Origin of the sequence: Aequorivita todarodis, assembly GCF_028561335.1 — a bacterium.
GTDB lineage: Bacteria > Bacteroidota > Bacteroidia > Flavobacteriales > Flavobacteriaceae > Aequorivita > Aequorivita todarodis.
The window spans coordinates 15,021-31,026 of sequence record NZ_JAQQTG010000048.1; the positions used below are offsets into that span (position 1 = coordinate 15,021).

The following is a 16,006-nucleotide window of genomic DNA, read 5'->3' on the forward strand; positions in this document are numbered from 1 at the left end:
CAACAGTGGAATTCCCCCTTTGGGGGCTAGGGGGCTTCCTTCCACTTAATATTGCACCCAATACTCGGTTTTTGATCCTTCCGTTGGGGGTTGTTGTTTAGGATATTATCCAGCGCTTCCCGGAGGTCTCTACCGTTTACGGGAATGCCGTTTCCGGGACGGCTGTTGTCCAATTGGCCTCTGTAAACCAGTTTCAGTTCATCATCAAAAAGATAGAAATCGGGCGTGCAGGCAGCATCGTAAGCCTTTGCTATCTCTTGTGTTTCATCATATAAATATGGAAAAGGGTAACTGTGCCTGCGTGCAGTTCGCCACATTTCGGCAGGGGAATCCTCGGGATATTTGATAATATCGTTGCTGTTTATTCCCACAAATCCAAAACCGGTTACCCGGTAATCGTTGCAAATACGCACCAGTTCGTCATTTACATGTTTCACAAACGGGCAGTGGTTGCAGATAAACATAACCACAGTGCCTTTTTCGCCACGCACATTTTTTAGTGAAACAGGTTTGTTCGTTACTGCGTCAATCAATGTAAAATCGGGGGCTTGGGTTCCCAATGGAAGCATTTTGGATTCTGTTCTGGCCATTTTTTCTTTTCTGTAGTGGTGTGAAAATATTTTTAAAGTTACGATTTTGTGAATTCTCTCGCAAAGGCGCAAAGGCGCAAAGTTTCTTTATTTTGAATAACAATATTGGCACGCGATAAATCGCGAGCCTACTGACTTACTGCGTTCTGATTTTCCTAAAGAAAATATAAAACTTTGCGGTTGCAAATTATCTCCTTTAACTTTAAAATCTAAACCAAAAATTATGAAAAACTCATATTCATCGCTCTCCGTGGCAATCTCAGATTTGCAAAAACACGGCTATACCGAAGACTTTAACCTTGTGGGCGAGGGCATAGAATCGAAAAACCTTAAAAAGAAGTGGAAGGCCGGCGAACTGGATGTGGTAAAGTTCTACCGTTTTGAAGGAATGACCAATCCCGGCGACAACACCATTCTTTACTTAATAGAAACAAACGATGGCATTAAAGGCTTATTGGTTGATGCCTATGGCGCTGACCAAGGTGAAGTTTCACCAGAAATGATTCAGAAGTTAAAGTTGCATCATGACGAATAATTTGTCTTGGTCTGATTTTGAAAAGGTTGAAATGCGCGTGGGAACCGTGATTGAAGCCCATGATTTTCCCGAGGCCCGAAACCCTTCCTACCAACTTTTAATAGATTTTGGAAGTGAAATAGGCCAGCGGAAAACTTCTGCCCAGCTTACTTCACTTTACAAAAAAGAGGAATTGATTGGAAAGCAGGTGGTTGCAGTTGTAAATTTTCCGAAGAAACAGATAGCCAACTTTATGAGCGAATGCCTCGTTTTGGGCGCTGTGGAGGGTAAAGATGTAACGCTCTTGCAGCCCGGAAAAGAAGTACGGAATGGTCTAAGAATTCTATGATTAATTGTTTTTTGTGATACCTTCGCCAAAACAAAGCTGTCAATTATGAAGAAACTCCTTTTATTTTTAGCCCTTCCATTATTTTTAAATTCCTGTAAAAACAATTCTGAAGAAAAATCCAAAACTGAAATTACTTCCGGTAAGTTTGAGCAAATTGAACAATTGCAGTGGCTTTTGGGGACTTGGGTAAACCAGAACGGAAAGGAATATTCCCAAGAAACCTGGTCGCAGGAAAACGACAGCACCTTTACGGCCTATAGTTTTGTGGAGATGAATAAAAAGGAAATAGTTTTTGCCGAAACCATGGCGCTTGAGAAAAAAGGGGAGGACGTGATATTGACTGTAGCCTCAGTATCGGAAAATGGCGCGAAGCCGGTTAGTTTTAAAATGATTTCCCAAGAAAACGGACAGGTTATTTTTGAAAATAAGAACCACGATTTTCCCGAAAGAATAGTTTATACAAATCCTGCGAAAGATTCCCTCCACGCTTGGATTGAAGGCACTGTGAACGGTCAGCCGAAAAAGACGGACTTTCATTTTTCGAGACAGTAAAAATTTCACAAGAGGAATTCAATATTTCGTCGGCTCTCAGGAATCTTTTTCTGAATAGTCCTTAATTTGCTCCACGGGCATCAGGGTTACATCATAAATTTTCCAATGGAACTCATATAGTTTTTCCAACCCTTCCTCAATGGCTTTGGAAACGTTGGTTCCGGGTTTTACAATAAGTTGTACATCGCCAAAATACACTTGCCCTTCCTCGCGGAAACGCACTTTGGCATCTTCAACCCAATCCCACGATTTTATGAAGTTTTCTACCTTATCTACCAATTCATCGGGCTCGTCGTCTTTAATATGCAACGGTTTTCGGTCCATCAAATCTTCTACGGCATCCTTTAAATTGGTATAGCCATCCTTTAAAACAGAGAAGGAAATAAACAGCGCCGCGCTGGCATCTGCCCACCACCAACCCATCCCAATGCCAAGAATACCGGCCATTGCCGCAAAGCCAGTCATATAATCGGCTTTTTGTGCATTGGCATCGGTAAATAGAATTTTGTTGTGGAGCTTCTTTGCCAAGGGCAACTTTTTGTATCCCAAATACATTGCGGGCAGCGAGCTATATACCAATGCGGCAATCATAATCCAACCCATCCAAATTTGATGGCCGAATAAGACGATGGTTCCGATAGTGGGATGTTCGGCTTTTATCAAGGTAATAGCTGAATCTACCAAAAGAAAAAGCCCCATTCCAAAAAGGGCAATACTTCCCGTTAAAAAAGCAATGCTAAATACACGGTGAAAACCGTATTGAAATTTTTGTGTGGGCTTTTTATTGTAAATGCGGGAAGCTATCAAAAAGGAAATTGCCGGAACCATACTAAGGGCATCCTCCAGCCACGCGGTTTTCATGGCTTGCGAAGAGCCCATTACCAAATACATGAGTATCACCACCGTTACCAAATATAGTATGGTAATCCACTCCATTTTTTTGGCTTTTGTCAGCTTTTCCTTTAAATTTTCGGGAAGTTCAAAGGGTTCTACTCTCATGGCTTTTGATGTTTGTGGATGAAATTTTCAAGATGAAATAACAGCCGATTTTCACCACGGGGAACGAAAAAAACATGGGTAGAATCGTAGGGTTTTGTCATTCCGACCTTGCTTTTCCAATTCGATTTTTTTTTGAAACCGCCCAAAACGACATCTAATTGATATTTTTCGAGTTTTTTTATGAGTTCCGTTTCATTGTCTGTTATGAATTGGGTCTGCATATTTTCCCGTTCGGCAAAATTTTGTATAAGCTTCTTTTCAAAGGACGTTTGGGTGGAATCTGTTTTTGAAACCACGCCAACGCGCAAGGAAGATTTTTTTGCGTTTTCGTAGGAATTTTTTGGGTCTTTAGGGAAATTGCAGGCGCCAAAGAAAAAGACACACAGCAGTAAAATCCCGAAACGTAGAAATTTCAGCATCGTATTTTCTTATAAATTTATAAAGAACCTTAAAAAGGCATTTATAAATTTATGCTAAAATGCAGGAACCAAACGCAAATTATACTTCAGCATCCAAAGTATCCGTCACCACATAATAACGCGGGTCTTCAACAGAGTCTTCAATGATGGTATCAAATTCAGGATTCCACTTTAATAGTAAGGCCTTGCAATCTGGACTGAGATGCGTCAACTTAATTTGCTTTCCGCTATCGAGATATTTATTGGCAATATTGCGGACAGCCTCTACTCCCGAATGGTCCGAGATTTTGGATTCTATAAAGTCAACTTCAATGGAATCGGGGTCGCTGGATACGTCAAATTTACTATTGAAAGCTGTAGTGGAGCCAAAGAATAAAGGGCCCCAGATTTCGTACACCTTTGTGCCGTCTTCTTTAATCCGCTTTCGGGCGCGAATTCTTGTGGCGCTTTTCCAAGCAAAAACCAGTGCGCTCATAATTACGCCCACAAATACGGCTATTGCCAAGTCCTGCCAAACGGTTACTGCAGAAACGGTAATCAAAACGATGGCATCGGAAAGGGGAATTTTATGTAAAATCCGAAAACTGCTCCAAGCAAAGGTGCCGATAACTACCATAAACATGACGCCCACCAAAGCAGCGATTGGGATTTGCTCAATTAATGGAGCTCCAAAAAGCACGAAACACAACAGGGCAATGGCCGCCGTTGCTCCCGAAAGCCTTCCGCGACCGCCAGAGCTCACGTTGATAATGGATTGCCCAATCATGGCGCAGCCGCCCATCCCCCCGAAAAGTCCGTTTAGTATGTTCGCCCCGCCTTGGGCCACACACTCGCGGTTGCCGCTGCCACGGGTTTCGGTCATTTCATCAATTAAATTCAGCGTCATCAACGATTCAATCAAACCTACCGCTGCCAATAAAAATGCTGTGGAAAGTATCAGGTCCCAATGACCGGTAAGGGTATCGATAAACGTAAAAATCTGTGTCTGAAAAACGGGCAGCGAACCTTTTAAACCGCTTCCGCCGCCGTCGCGAATAAAGGAGCCAACTGTGCTCACGTCAAGATTTCCGAAGATGGTTATACACGCCACGACAATAATGGCGATTAAGGCGGCCGGAAGTTTTTTGGTAAGTTTCGGCAAGCCGAACATAATGCCCATTGTTAGCCCGACCAATGCCAGCATCACCCACAAATCCGGTCCTGTAAGCCATTGTGGCACGGTGCCACGGCTTTCTTTAAATAGCCCTAATTGCGAAAGAAAAATTACAATTGCCAATCCGTTTACAAACCCCATCATTACAGGATGTGGAATGAGCCGAACAAATTTTCCCAATCTAAAAACCCCGGCCATAATTTGAATGGCGCCCACAAAAAGAAGCGTGATAAAAAGCCACTGCAAGCCTAAGTATTCTACGGGTTCAGCCAAGTTTAGGCCTACTTCGTTTCCTTTTTGGATTAAATGGACCATTACCACCGCCATTGCGCCCGTTGCTCCGGAAATCATTCCCGGACGCCCCCCGAAGAGGGCGGTTACTATTCCCATAATAAAGGCGCCGTAAAGCCCTACTAAGGGGTCAATGCCCGCAACAAAGGCAAAGGCAACAGCCTCGGGCACCAAAGCCAAGGCTACGGTAAGGCCGGAAAGGATATCGTTTTTTGGGTTTTGTGTGAAGGATAAAAGGTATTTTGCAAGCATTTGGTTTTTTTTAAAGGCGGCAAATATACGGTTTTCAAAATAGACGAGCCTTTCTATTGTTCAGTGGAAGAAAGTTGTTACACTCCGTCTGTTTTTTTTGTCTTCACATTAAAACTGGGCGCTTTATAATCCTTCGGTCTATAGCCTGAGGGAATGGTAGTCTCATTGCCATCGCGTGCGGCACGATAATGAGGAGACATTATCTCAATGCCACGCTCGTTAAAAACGTCCTGAATATTTTGATGGAGTACCGAATAAATAAGGCCCTGCCTATTTGCTTCGCGCACGTGGGCGTGAATTTCATAGGCTACATAAAAATCATCCAGACTGGTCTGAAAAACGAAAGGGGAGGGTTCCTTTAAAACAAGCTCGGTCCGTAGGGCAGCATCTATTAAAGCGGTATGTACATCCTGCCACGGAACGTCGTATCCTATGGTAACGGTGCTATGTATTATCAACCCTTTTTCCTGTGCGTCACTGCTGTAGTTTATGGTATGGCTGTTCATAACAGTGGAATTTGGAATGGAGATAATTTCGTTGAAAGGAGTTCTAATACGAGTTACCAGAACTGATTTCTCAATCACGTCGCCCGATACATCGCCAATTTTCACCCTGTCGCCAATTGTAAAAAGACGCATATAGGTCAAAATCAAGCCAGCGATAATGTTTGATAATGAACCTGCCGAGCCGAAGGTAAACAGAAAACCCAAAAACACGGAAACCCCTTGAAATACGGGAGAATCACTTCCGGGTAAATAAGGAAATAAAACCACGAACATAAAGGCAATTAGCAGAATGCGTACTATTTGATAGGTAGGTTCTGCCCAATCGGGATAAAAACCGTTGATTTGAAGATTGCCGCGGGCTATTTCGTCCTTTAAGAAACGTATTCCCCGTTGAATGTATCGGAAAACCAAGACAATTACGATTATCGTAATAAGGTTGGGCAGGTAATTCCAAAACGACGTCAATATGCCTTTTACCGGATTGAGAATGTAACCGATAAGGGTGCCGGCAAAATGCTCGGTCCAGGGAAATATGCCAAATAGAATGGGAAGCGCAATGTATATAGCCGTAATTATGACAATCCATTTCAGAATTCGGTTCAGTATTAAGAGAGCGTTTATCTGTCTTTTGGCATCAAACAGGGTGTAATTTTTTATTTGCACTCCTTTGATTCTTTTGTCTTCCTGCAGTTCAATTTTTATGGCAGTCCAAGCAAAGAACTTTGAAATATACTTGACCAGAGCGGCAATAATCAACAAAACCAAAATTGCCAGCCCTATTTTTTTAGCAAGGTTGAAAAAGTTGGTTTCATCCTTATATTTTAAAACGGCCGCACTTATTTTATCCTTGTATTCTTTGGCCAAGGCCTCTTTTGTGGTATCGTTCCACAGGGCATCGTTCTCAATAACGGTCATTATGGTTTGGTCGCCAAAAATGATATCCAACTCGTTTTCAGATTTATGGATTTCAAGGGACGTTTCATCAAAATTGAAATTATCGGTAAGCTTGTCTATACGCATGTTTATGGCTTCTGCCCGGTCCTTGGGTGAAAAACTGCCCAATTTTGAGTAGAGCACAAAAAGGGTGTCGTTAAAAAAGCCAAAAACCGGAAAGCCCTTGGTAACCTTTTTTAAAGAGTCAATTTTTGTTTTTTTGTCTTCAAGCCGTCTTATTTCCTTTTCGTTCAGGGCAATAAGCTGTGCCTGCAGCTCTTCTTTTTTAAGGTTGTCAGTGGTTTTTAGGGCGCTTAGTTCGGCTTCCAGTTCACTTTTTTTGATGGAATCGGCTACTCGCTGGCGTTCTATCTCAGCCAAGCGTTTGTTATAGTTTTCCAATAGCACGATATTCAGGGAATCCGCTTTTACCGAGGTAGTGTCTTCTTGGGAAAAACCAAAAGATGCGGAGAAAGCAATTGCCAGAATTGCCAGACCAATTTTTAAGCGTTCCATAGGCTGAAATTTTGGGCTAAAGTAATTAAAAACTAATTGATTATTGCCTGCTTTTAATTTCCCGAAAAATTTTCCACGAACCAAACTTCAAAATGGCGGTTGCGCACAACAAACCGGAAAGCATCGCGCCTGCCACACCAACTAAGGTGATATCCTGGCCTGCTAAGAAAAGGCCTTTTATTTTAGTTTTCGGTCTTAAAAATGGAAGCGCAAATCGTTCGGGCGAATGTGCCAAACCGTAAATTTCGCCACTTTTATAATTGGTGAAATTTTCTGTGGAAAGCGGGGTTGAAACTTCAGAAGCCACAATGGTTCCTTCAATCTGCGGAAAAAATTTGTAGAGCACCTTTAGCATTTCGGTTTCAAAATTCTTTTTTAGTTGAAGGTATTCCTCGCCGCGTTTCATCCAGTTCGAATCTTTATAATCTTTAAACCAATCCATATTACCCACGGAAATTGCTTGGATTGTCGCCGTACCGGGATTTTGGGTTTCCCAATTGGGGTCTTTTGCGGAAGGGAAGGAGATGTATGCAAAATTTTCCGGCGCGTTTTCCAAAGTAGCTTTGTCAAAAATTGCGTCAATGCCCTCGTGTTTGTAATACCAAAGATTGTGTTTCGGAAGGTTGAGGGCTTCACTTGATTTGTTCAGCCCAAGATATAAACAGATATGCGCACTGGCAGGCTGCACATTTTTTAGATTGAATTTGCAAACCTTTCTATCAGTTTCAGAAAGCAAATGATTGAAGGTGTTGTTTACGCCCACATTGCTTATCACGCTTTTGCAGGCAATGAATTTTTCCCCAAGCTCGATTCCTTTCACCTTATGGTTTTCGGTAACGATTTTGGTGACATCGGCGTTTATAAAAATTTTGCCGCCATGCGCTGTAAAGACTTCCAAAGTTTTTTCACAAATTTGGTCGGCGCCGCCAATGGGGTAGTAGCCGCCTTCCAAAAAATGGCCAATCACCATCGCGTGTGCGGCAAAACTGCTATTTTTTGGCGACAGGCCGTAATTGCCACATTGGGCGCAGAGCACGGCAATCAACCGCTCGTTTTTGGTGAGTTCACTTAAAACCTCCCAAGTGGTTTTTTGGGAAAATCTGGCATATCGTTTTCTGAAAATCCAACCCACGGATTTACTGAACCAAGGCTCAAAAATTTTTTCAAAGAAGAAGGCACTGCCGCGCTTGTTTGTTTTTTCAATCAGGGAAAGATAGCTGTCAATTGCCATTTCCTCTTTGGGAAAATAGGCGAGAAATTGTTTTCTGAAATTTTCCTTTCCGGCTTTAAAAAGATATTCCGTGCCATCGATGTTTGCTACATCGTACACTTCGCCCATCGTTTCCCACCGCAAATTTCCATCCGTCAAAAAGTCGAAAAAACCGCGCAATGAAGACCCTTCTGCCATATTGCCCACGTAATGCACGCCAACATCCCACTGAAATCCATCCTTGCGTTTAAAGCTGTGTGTGAAACCGCCGGGGACGTAATGACGTTCAAAAATTGCCGCTTTTTTTCCGGCCTTTGCAAGCCAAGTGGCAACGGTGAGTCCGCCCATTCCACTGCCAATTACAATATGGTCCAACCCCGAAAAATCCAGATTTGGTTTGTAGGGTTGGTACAGTTTGTTTACCATGAAAGTTGTTGGGAAAAAGTTTTATTTCTGAAAAATAAGCAAAGTATTTGAGCTTCTGAAATAAAAAACCGGCAGCGGTTTTTGACCGTGCCGGTTTATATTTTTTAAAACTTGAAAATTATATATCGTCAAATTCAATATCGGTAAAGTTGCTGGTGTCCGGTTGCCCGTTTTCTGAAGCCTTTTCAGCAGTGGCCGCAACGTCATCGGTTTCTTTTTTATAATCTTTTTGGTGACGCTCGCTTATAACCTCTTCACCTTTTTCTTCGATTACGTAATTTATCATTTCCTCAAGGTTGTCCTTAAACTCGCTGAAATCCTCTTTGTAAAGATAGATTTTGTGCTTTTTGTAATGGTAGGAACCATCATCATTTGTAAATTTTTTGCTTTCGGTAATGGTAAGGTAGAAATCGCCTGCCTTTGTGGACCTTACGTCAAAAAAATAGGTGCGTCTTCCCGCGCGCATTACTTTTGAAAAAATCTCTTCTTGCTCCATCGTATAGTGGTCACTCATAATTTCTGTTTTTTGCTAACGTTTTGCCAAAAATCCAAAAAAAATCCAAACCAGCCAAAGTAAAATTTACATTTCTTTTTCCAAAAGTTGTTTTGCGTAAAGTTCCTTGTAGTAGCCTTCGCTGTTTACCAATTTATTGTGCGTGCCCTGCTGTATGATTTTTCCGTCTTCCAGCACAATTATTTTATCGGCATTTTTTACCGATGATATACGGTGGCTCACTATAATCGTGGTTTTGTTTTCTGAAATTTTATGGAGGTTTTGTAGTATTTCTTCTTCAGTTTCCGTATCAACCGCTGAAAGGCAATCGTCAAAAAGAAGTATCTGTGGGTCTTTAATAATGGCGCGGGCAATGGAAACGCGTTGTTTTTGGCCGCCGCTCAAGGTAATGCCGCGCTCGCCCAACACGGTGTCGTACCCTTTGGCAAAGCCGATGATATTTTTATGCACGGCGGCGTTTTTGGCAGCTTCAATCACCTCTTCTTCCGAAGCGTCCTCTTTCCCAAAGCGAATGTTGTTGCGAAGCGTATCACTGAAAAGAAAAGCATCTTGGGGCACGTAGCCAATGCTATTTCGCAAATCCTCCAAATTTAACTGGCGGATGGGCGTATTGTCTATTTTCAGCATCCCTTCCTCTACATCGTAAAGCCTTCCTATCAATTCCAAAATCGTCGATTTTCCCGACCCTGTGTTTCCAACAATCGCCAAAGTTTCACCGGGTTTTACCGTAAAGGAAACATCCTTTAGCGCCGTAATCCCTGTGTCTGGATAGGTAAATGATAAATGGTCGAATTCAATATTTCCCCCAATCGGAGTATTTTCTGCCACTAAATTCTCGATGGAAGGTTCGGTCTCCAAAAATTCGTTGATTCGTTTTTGTGAAGCCTCTGCCTGTTGCACCATGGAAGTAACCCAGCCAACCACGGCAACGGGCCAAGTAAGCATATTCACATAAATCAAAAATTCAACAATGGTTCCAAATTCGGCAATCTGGCCGTTTATGTAGCGTGTTCCGCCTATATAGATTACGAGTATATTGCTAATGCCGATGAGCAAAATCATCAAAGGAAAAAATAGGGCCTGCACCTTTGCGAGGTCTATGTTCTTCACTTTGCTGCCCTCAGCGAGTTCCTCAAAATTGGCGTTGGTACGTGGCTCTATTCCGTAGGCCTTTATTACCGCAATCCCGCTAAAACTTTCTTGTGTGAAGGTGGTGAGTTTTGAAAGATATTGCTGCACGATGGTGGTGCGTTGGTTAATAAGCACGCTCAGCCGGTATATGGCAATTGAAAGGATGGGCAACGGCGCAATGGCGTATAAGGTAAGGGTGGGTGCTTGATAGAACATATAGCTAATTACCACCACGAAAAGCGTTACGGTAGTGATGCTGTACATAAGTGCCGGGCCCACGTACATTCGCACTTTGGAAACGTCCTCGCTGATGCGGTTCATCAAATCGCCCGTGCGGTTCTGTTTGTAAAAGCCGAGGGAAAGTTTTTCGTAATGTTTAAAAATTTCATTCTTAAGGTCATATTCCACGTAGCGGGAAACCACAATAAAGGTCTGCCGCATCATAAATGTGAAAAATGCCGAGAGCAGGGCAGCGCCCAGAAGTAGGAGGATGTTTATGAGCAGTTCGTGCTTTACAACGGCAATGTCGGTAATTTCACCATTCATATACTGCTTTACCGCCGTTACGGAATCGCCCACTTTCATAGGGACGACCAATTTAAAAACGGTAGCGATGATAGTTATAAAAACGCCCAAGAGCAGGCGTCCTTTATATTTCAGAAAATATTTATTTAGATATTTTAATTCTTTCATGTACTCTTTTGGGTTATTGGGTTACTGGGCTGTTCATGTGTTCAAGTTTAAATAACCCAATAACTTTGTCACGTATTAACCATTCAAAAATTCTTAATTTAACGACCATTGCTTTGTGGAATTGACAACAATAAGTTACTTTTGCACCGCCATTTTATAGGATGGTTAAAATAATTTAAAAGCTATGGTAACTGAAGTAATTAAAACAAGCGAACTTCATAAAGTTGACCCCGTTTTCGGGCAAATGTCCTTTGACAATCACGAGCAAATCGTTTTTTGCAACGACAAAGATACTGGTTTAAAAGCAATAATTGGTATCCACAATACGGTTTTGGGACCTGCCTTGGGCGGCACCAGAATGTGGAACTATACCAGCGAGTGGGAAGCACTGAACGATGTTCTTCGCCTGTCGCGCGGGATGACCTATAAGAGTGCAATCACGGGCCTAAATCTGGGCGGTGGAAAGGCTGTCTTGATAGGCGATGCGAAAACACAGAAAACCCCGGAATTGATGCTGAAGTTCGGCGAGTTTGTTCACTCCCTTGGCGGAAAATATATTACTGCCGAAGATGTGGGAATGGCAACTTCAGATATGGACTTGGTGCGCACGGTTACGCCATACGTTACCGGAATTTCAGAATCCAAAGGAGGCGCCGGCAATCCTTCTCCGATAACCGCGTATGGTGTTTTTATGGGAATGAAGGCTGCCGCAAAGTATAAATTTGGAAGCGATATCCTGGAAGATAAGGTTATTTACGTGCAGGGAATCGGAAACGTGGGGGAAGCCTTGGTGGAAAACCTGAGCAATGAAGGCGCGAAAGTATATGTTTCAGACATTAACCAAGAACGCTTGGAAGAAGTGCGCGATAAATACAGCGTGAATATTTACGGGGGCGACAACATTTATACGGAGGAAATGGACATCTATGCGCCTTGTGCCTTGGGTGCTACCATTAACGATTTCACCATTAACCAGTTGAACACAAAGATTATCGCAGGTGCCGCAAACAACCAGCTTGCCGAAGAGCAAAAGCACGGAAAAATGCTACGCGAAAAGGGAATAGTTTACGCCCCTGACTTTTTGATTAATGCGGGTGGAATAATAAACGTTTACGCAGAACTTGAAAATTATGACCGAAAGGAAATAATGCGCAAGACCGAAAATATATACAACACCACGCTTGAAATCTTGAAAAAAGCCGATGCGGATAATATTACAACGCATCAAGCGGCATTCAATGTGGCACAGGCCAGAATTGATGCAAGAAAAAACGAAAAATAGGTTTCCATTTTTTTAAAACACTATCTTTGCAGCGCACAGGAATTTTCTTGTGCGTTGTTTCTTTAAACCAGTTCTTTCAAAAAAATATGCTTACAAGAAGACATATCCGAGTAAAAGTTTTGCAGTCCGTTTACGCATATAACCAGCGTGCAAACCCGAATATAGATTCGCAGGAAAAATTTTTGCTGTACAGTATAGATCAAATGTTGGATCTTTATTTACTGCTTTTGCAGTTGTTGGTTGCACTTCAGGAACAAGCAGATAATTATCTTGTAATCTCACAGAAAAAACATCTTGCCACCGTTTCAGAAAAAAATCCGAGCCGAACCTTTGTCGATAACAAATTGATTCAACTTATAGCCAATAACTCCACTTTTTCCGACGTGATTAAAAAGAAAAAGCTCGATTATTGGTCGCTGGATGGCGAGTATGTGAATATCATTTTAAAAGAATTGCGCCAACTGGAATGGTACGAAACTTATCTTTCCAAAAAGGAAACCACCTATAAAGAAGACCAAGATTTTGTGGCCAAGCTATTTAAGGAAGTGATCGCGCCCAACGATAAACTTTATGATTATTTGGAAGACAAGCGATTGACTTGGGTGGACGATTTCCCGATAGTTAATACGGCCATCGTTAAAATGCTGGGCAAGCTTTCAGAAAAAAACGCATCTTCCCTTTTGGTCCCCAACCTATATAAAAACGAAGAAGACCGTGAATACGCTTTGCAGCTTTTCAGAAAAGTAATTTTGAACGAGGACAAGCTAAATGCACAAATTGAAGGGAAAACCCCCAACTGGGACCAAGAGCGAATTGCCGATGTAGATTTGATAATTCTGAAAATGGGAATTGCGGAATTTTTATTCTTTCCGTCCATTCCCGTTAGGGCCACAATCAACGAATATTTGGAAGTTTCCAAAGAATATTCAACCCCCAAAAGTAGCATTTTCGTCAACGGTATTTTGGACAAAATAGTGAAGGAATTTGAGAAAAACGGCAAACTGAATAAAATTGGTCGGGGCCTTCAATAAAAGCAAAAAAATGCCTACTTTTGGCGTGCTAAAAACATAAAAAAATCTAAATTATCATGAAAAAATCAGTTTTAATAGTAGCAATACTATCTGTTTTTGCTTTCTCTTCTTGTAAAGACAATGCAGCAGACAAAGTAAACGAAGAAAACGTTGCCACAGCAGAAGCGCGTGACGCAGAATCTGGAAAATTTCCAGTAATTACTTTTGAAGAAAGCCAGTTCGATTTTGGAACCATTGACCAAGGTACTCCGGTTGAGCACGTTTTTAAATTTAAAAACACGGGGGAAGCACCTTTGATGATCGTAAATGCAAAAAGTAGCTGCGGCTGTACCGTTCCAGAATACACAAAAGATCCAGTTGCTCCAGGCGAGGAAGGTCAGTTGTTGGTAAAATTCAACGGAAGTGGCCAGAACCAAGTTAGCAAAACAGTTACCCTTACTACAAACACAAAAGCGGGAACAGAAACTTTGACAATAAAAGCTTTTGTAAACCCTAAAGCTGGTGCTGCAAAAGCCCCAATTAAAACCCCAACTTCCTAATTTCAACTTTTAGGAATAAAAAATTGCTATGGAACAAATACAAAGTTTTTTACCGATAATATTATTGTTTTTGGTGATGTATCTCTTTTTGATACGTCCCCAAATGAAAAAGGCCAAACAGGAAAAACAGTTTGCCGCCCAACTTAAGAAAGGCGATAAAGTGATAACCACTGGCGGAATACACGGTAAAGTGCTAGAGCTTTATGACGATGGAACCTGCATTATTGAATGCGGCGCCGGAAAAATAAAGTTTGAAAGATCTGCCATTTCTATGGAAAGAACAGCAAAACTAAACGCTCCCGTAAAGGAAAAGAAATAGCAATAAAAATTATAAATTAAAAGCACCAAATTCCAATTATCCATTTGGAATTAGGTGCTTTTTTATTTTTGCAATTTCCAAATTATTCTTCCTCTTTCTTAAATTTTGAAAGATCCTGCGCCGTTATTTGGGCAATATTCACAATTACCTCCACGGCCTTTTGCATACTTTCCACAGGTACATATTCATACCTGCCGTGAAAGTTGTGCCCTCCCGCAAAAATGTTCGGGCACGGAAGCCCCATAAAGCTCAGCTGCGAACCGTCCGTTCCGCCGCGAATGGGTTTGATAATAGGTTCTATTCCAGCTTGCTCCATGGCCTGTTTCGCAATTTTCACAATGTGCATAACCGGCTCGATCTTTTCGCGCATATTGAAATATTGGTCTTTTATTTCAACAGTTACCACTTCCATTTCGTGCTGCTCGTTCAGATCGTCAGCAAGTTTTTGCATCATATCCTTTCGGGCCTCAAAATGCTTACGGTCATGGTCGCGGATTATGTATTGGATTTTAGTTTCATCAACCGTTCCTTTAATGCCGTGCAGATGAAAAAAGCCCTCCCGCCCTTCGGTATGCTCAGGGGTTTCCAGCCTTGGGAGCGAATTGATATAGTCCGTAGCGATGTACATACTGTTCACCATTTTTCCCTTGGCATAACCGGGATGCACAATTTTTCCCTTTACGGTAACCGTGGCACCGGCTGCGTTGAAGTTTTCATATTCCAGTTCGCCCACTTGGCTGCCGTCCATGGTGTAGGCCCAATCGGCACCGAATTTTTTCACATCAAACTTATGCGCACCACGGCCTATTTCCTCATCGGGAGTAAACCCAACGCGGATTTTTCCGTGCTTAATCTCGGGATGGTTTATAAGATATTCCATGGCCGTAACTATTTCGGTAATTCCCGCTTTATCATCAGCGCCCAAAAGCGTGGTACCGTCTGTTGTGATAAGGGTCTGGCCTTTGTAAAGCAACAAATCCTCAAAATAATCGGGTGAAAGCACGATGTCCTTTTCCTTATTCAGAATAATGTCCTTTCCGTTGTAATTCTCAACAATCTGGGGTTTTACGTTGGCTCCGGTAAAATCTGGCGAAGTATCAAAATGTGAAACGAATCCTATCACTGGAACGGGATGCGAAACATTGGCAGGCAAAGTAGCCATTATATAGGCGTTTTCGTCAATGGTTACGTCTTCCATTCCTATTTGTTTCAGCTCTTCCGCAAGTTTATTGGCGAGGTCCCATTGTTTTTTGGTGCTGGGCGTGGTGTCGCTGTTTGGGTCGCTTTCGGTATCTATGGTTACGTAGCTTTTAAAGCGGTCAATAAGGTGTTGTTTTTCAATCATGTTTGTGATAATTTTTCTGTTTCTCTGTGCAATTTTGGTAAATGGACGGTATGTAAATCGTCAATGATTATTTTAAGCCGGCTGCTAATATTCCTGGACCAACACCTCGGTGGGAATCTGCAAAGCGTCACTTAACTTCCGAATCATATTCAATGTAAGTTTGCGTTTTCGGTTAAGAATTTCACTTACCCTACTTGTAAAACCTACAACTTCTGCTAGGTCCTTTTGGTTCATCCCCATTTGCTCCATACGGAATTTTATAGCTTCAATGGGGTCTGGCATTCCTATGGGGAAATTTTCGTCTTCGTATTTTTCTATTAATATTGATAGCACCTCTGCCTCGTCGCCATTGGGCGTGTCCTCATCGGCATGGAATATGGTTTTTAGTCTATCCAATGCCTTTCGGTAATCTTTTTCCGTTTTTATTGCTTTAATTTCCATA

General features: G+C 42.0%; 17 protein-coding genes. 7 read left to right on the forward strand and 10 right to left on the reverse strand.

Going from position 1 to position 16,006, the window contains the following annotated elements:
* Nucleotides 1-26: 26 nt before the first annotated feature.
* Nucleotides 27-590, reverse strand: coding sequence for a thioredoxin family protein (locus tag POV26_RS13070; RefSeq protein ID WP_272856918.1), 564 nt, complete (start codon nt 588-590; stop codon nt 27-29).
* Between the two features lie 223 nt (nt 591-813).
* Here POV26_RS13070 and POV26_RS13075 point away from each other — a divergent pair, with 223 nt between their 5' ends.
* From POV26_RS13075 to POV26_RS13085, 3 genes are read left to right on the forward strand one after another with little or no spacing between them, the layout of a single operon-like run.
* Nucleotides 814-1,125: a phosphoribosylpyrophosphate synthetase gene (locus POV26_RS13075; protein WP_272856919.1), complete on the forward strand. Its 312-nt coding sequence runs from the start codon at nt 814-816 to the stop codon at nt 1,123-1,125.
* Nucleotides 1,115-1,453, forward strand: coding sequence for a tRNA-binding protein (locus tag POV26_RS13080; protein WP_045081475.1), 339 nt, complete (start codon nt 1,115-1,117; stop codon nt 1,451-1,453). The genes POV26_RS13075 and POV26_RS13080 overlap by 11 nt, the downstream gene beginning before the upstream one ends.
* A gap of 45 nt (nt 1,454-1,498) precedes the next feature.
* On the forward strand, nt 1,499-2,005 hold the full coding sequence (locus POV26_RS13085) for a DUF6265 family protein (RefSeq protein WP_272856920.1): 507 nt from the start codon (nt 1,499-1,501) through the stop codon (nt 2,003-2,005).
* A gap of 36 nt (nt 2,006-2,041) precedes the next feature.
* Here POV26_RS13085 and POV26_RS13090 read toward each other — a convergent pair whose 3' ends face one another.
* From POV26_RS13090 to POV26_RS13120, 7 genes are all read right to left on the reverse strand, one after another.
* Nucleotides 2,042-3,004: a cation diffusion facilitator family transporter gene (locus POV26_RS13090; protein ID WP_272856921.1), complete on the reverse strand. Its 963-nt coding sequence runs from the start codon at nt 3,002-3,004 to the stop codon at nt 2,042-2,044.
* Nucleotides 3,001-3,423, reverse strand: coding sequence for a transporter substrate-binding domain-containing protein (locus tag POV26_RS13095; protein WP_272856922.1), 423 nt, complete (start codon nt 3,421-3,423; stop codon nt 3,001-3,003). The genes POV26_RS13090 and POV26_RS13095 overlap by 4 nt, the downstream gene beginning before the upstream one ends.
* A 79-nt stretch (nt 3,424-3,502) precedes the next feature.
* A complete protein-coding gene (locus POV26_RS13100; protein ID WP_272856923.1) occupies nt 3,503-5,119 on the reverse strand; it encodes a SulP family inorganic anion transporter in 1,617 nt (538 codons plus the stop codon).
* Nucleotides 5,120-5,196: 77 nt separating this feature from the next.
* Complete coding sequence (locus POV26_RS13105) at nt 5,197-7,074, reverse strand: mechanosensitive ion channel family protein (RefSeq protein ID WP_272856924.1); 1,878 nt, start codon at nt 7,072-7,074, stop codon at nt 5,197-5,199.
* 40 nt (nt 7,075-7,114) lie between these two features.
* Complete coding sequence (locus tag POV26_RS13110) at nt 7,115-8,710, reverse strand: phytoene desaturase family protein (RefSeq protein WP_272856925.1); 1,596 nt, start codon at nt 8,708-8,710, stop codon at nt 7,115-7,117.
* Between the two features lie 118 nt (nt 8,711-8,828).
* A complete protein-coding gene (locus tag POV26_RS13115; protein WP_272856926.1) occupies nt 8,829-9,224 on the reverse strand; it encodes a PUR family DNA/RNA-binding protein in 396 nt (131 codons plus the stop codon).
* A gap of 66 nt (nt 9,225-9,290) precedes the next feature.
* Nucleotides 9,291-11,048 (reverse strand): ABC transporter ATP-binding protein, encoded by a 1,758-nt coding sequence (locus POV26_RS13120; protein ID WP_272856927.1) that lies wholly within the window; start codon nt 11,046-11,048, stop codon nt 9,291-9,293.
* A gap of 184 nt (nt 11,049-11,232) precedes the next feature.
* Between POV26_RS13120 and POV26_RS13125 the strand changes: the two genes are divergently transcribed.
* The 4 genes from POV26_RS13125 (at nt 11,233) to yajC (ending at nt 14,219) form a co-directional block, all read left to right on the forward strand.
* Complete coding sequence (locus POV26_RS13125; RefSeq protein ID WP_272856928.1) at nt 11,233-12,330, forward strand: Glu/Leu/Phe/Val family dehydrogenase; 1,098 nt, start codon at nt 11,233-11,235, stop codon at nt 12,328-12,330.
* 86 nt (nt 12,331-12,416) lie between these two features.
* Complete coding sequence (gene nusB, locus POV26_RS13130) at nt 12,417-13,361, forward strand: transcription antitermination factor NusB (RefSeq protein ID WP_272856929.1); 945 nt, start codon at nt 12,417-12,419, stop codon at nt 13,359-13,361.
* A gap of 56 nt (nt 13,362-13,417) precedes the next feature.
* Entirely contained in the window at nt 13,418-13,900 is a 483-nt protein-coding gene (locus POV26_RS13135; protein ID WP_272856930.1) for a DUF1573 domain-containing protein, read from the forward strand.
* A gap of 28 nt (nt 13,901-13,928) precedes the next feature.
* Nucleotides 13,929-14,219 (forward strand): preprotein translocase subunit YajC, encoded by a 291-nt coding sequence (gene yajC, locus POV26_RS13140; RefSeq protein WP_272856931.1) that lies wholly within the window; start codon nt 13,929-13,931, stop codon nt 14,217-14,219.
* An 82-nt stretch (nt 14,220-14,301) separates the two neighbouring features.
* Here the strand turns inward: yajC and pepT are convergent, their stop codons facing one another.
* Nucleotides 14,302-15,564, reverse strand: coding sequence for a peptidase T (gene pepT, locus POV26_RS13145; protein ID WP_272856932.1), 1,263 nt, complete (start codon nt 15,562-15,564; stop codon nt 14,302-14,304).
* Nucleotides 15,565-15,648: 84 nt separating this feature from the next.
* On the reverse strand, nt 15,649-16,005 hold the full coding sequence (locus tag POV26_RS13150; RefSeq protein ID WP_272856933.1) for a helix-turn-helix domain-containing protein: 357 nt from the start codon (nt 16,003-16,005) through the stop codon (nt 15,649-15,651).
* Nucleotide 16,006: the final 1 nt, after the last annotated feature.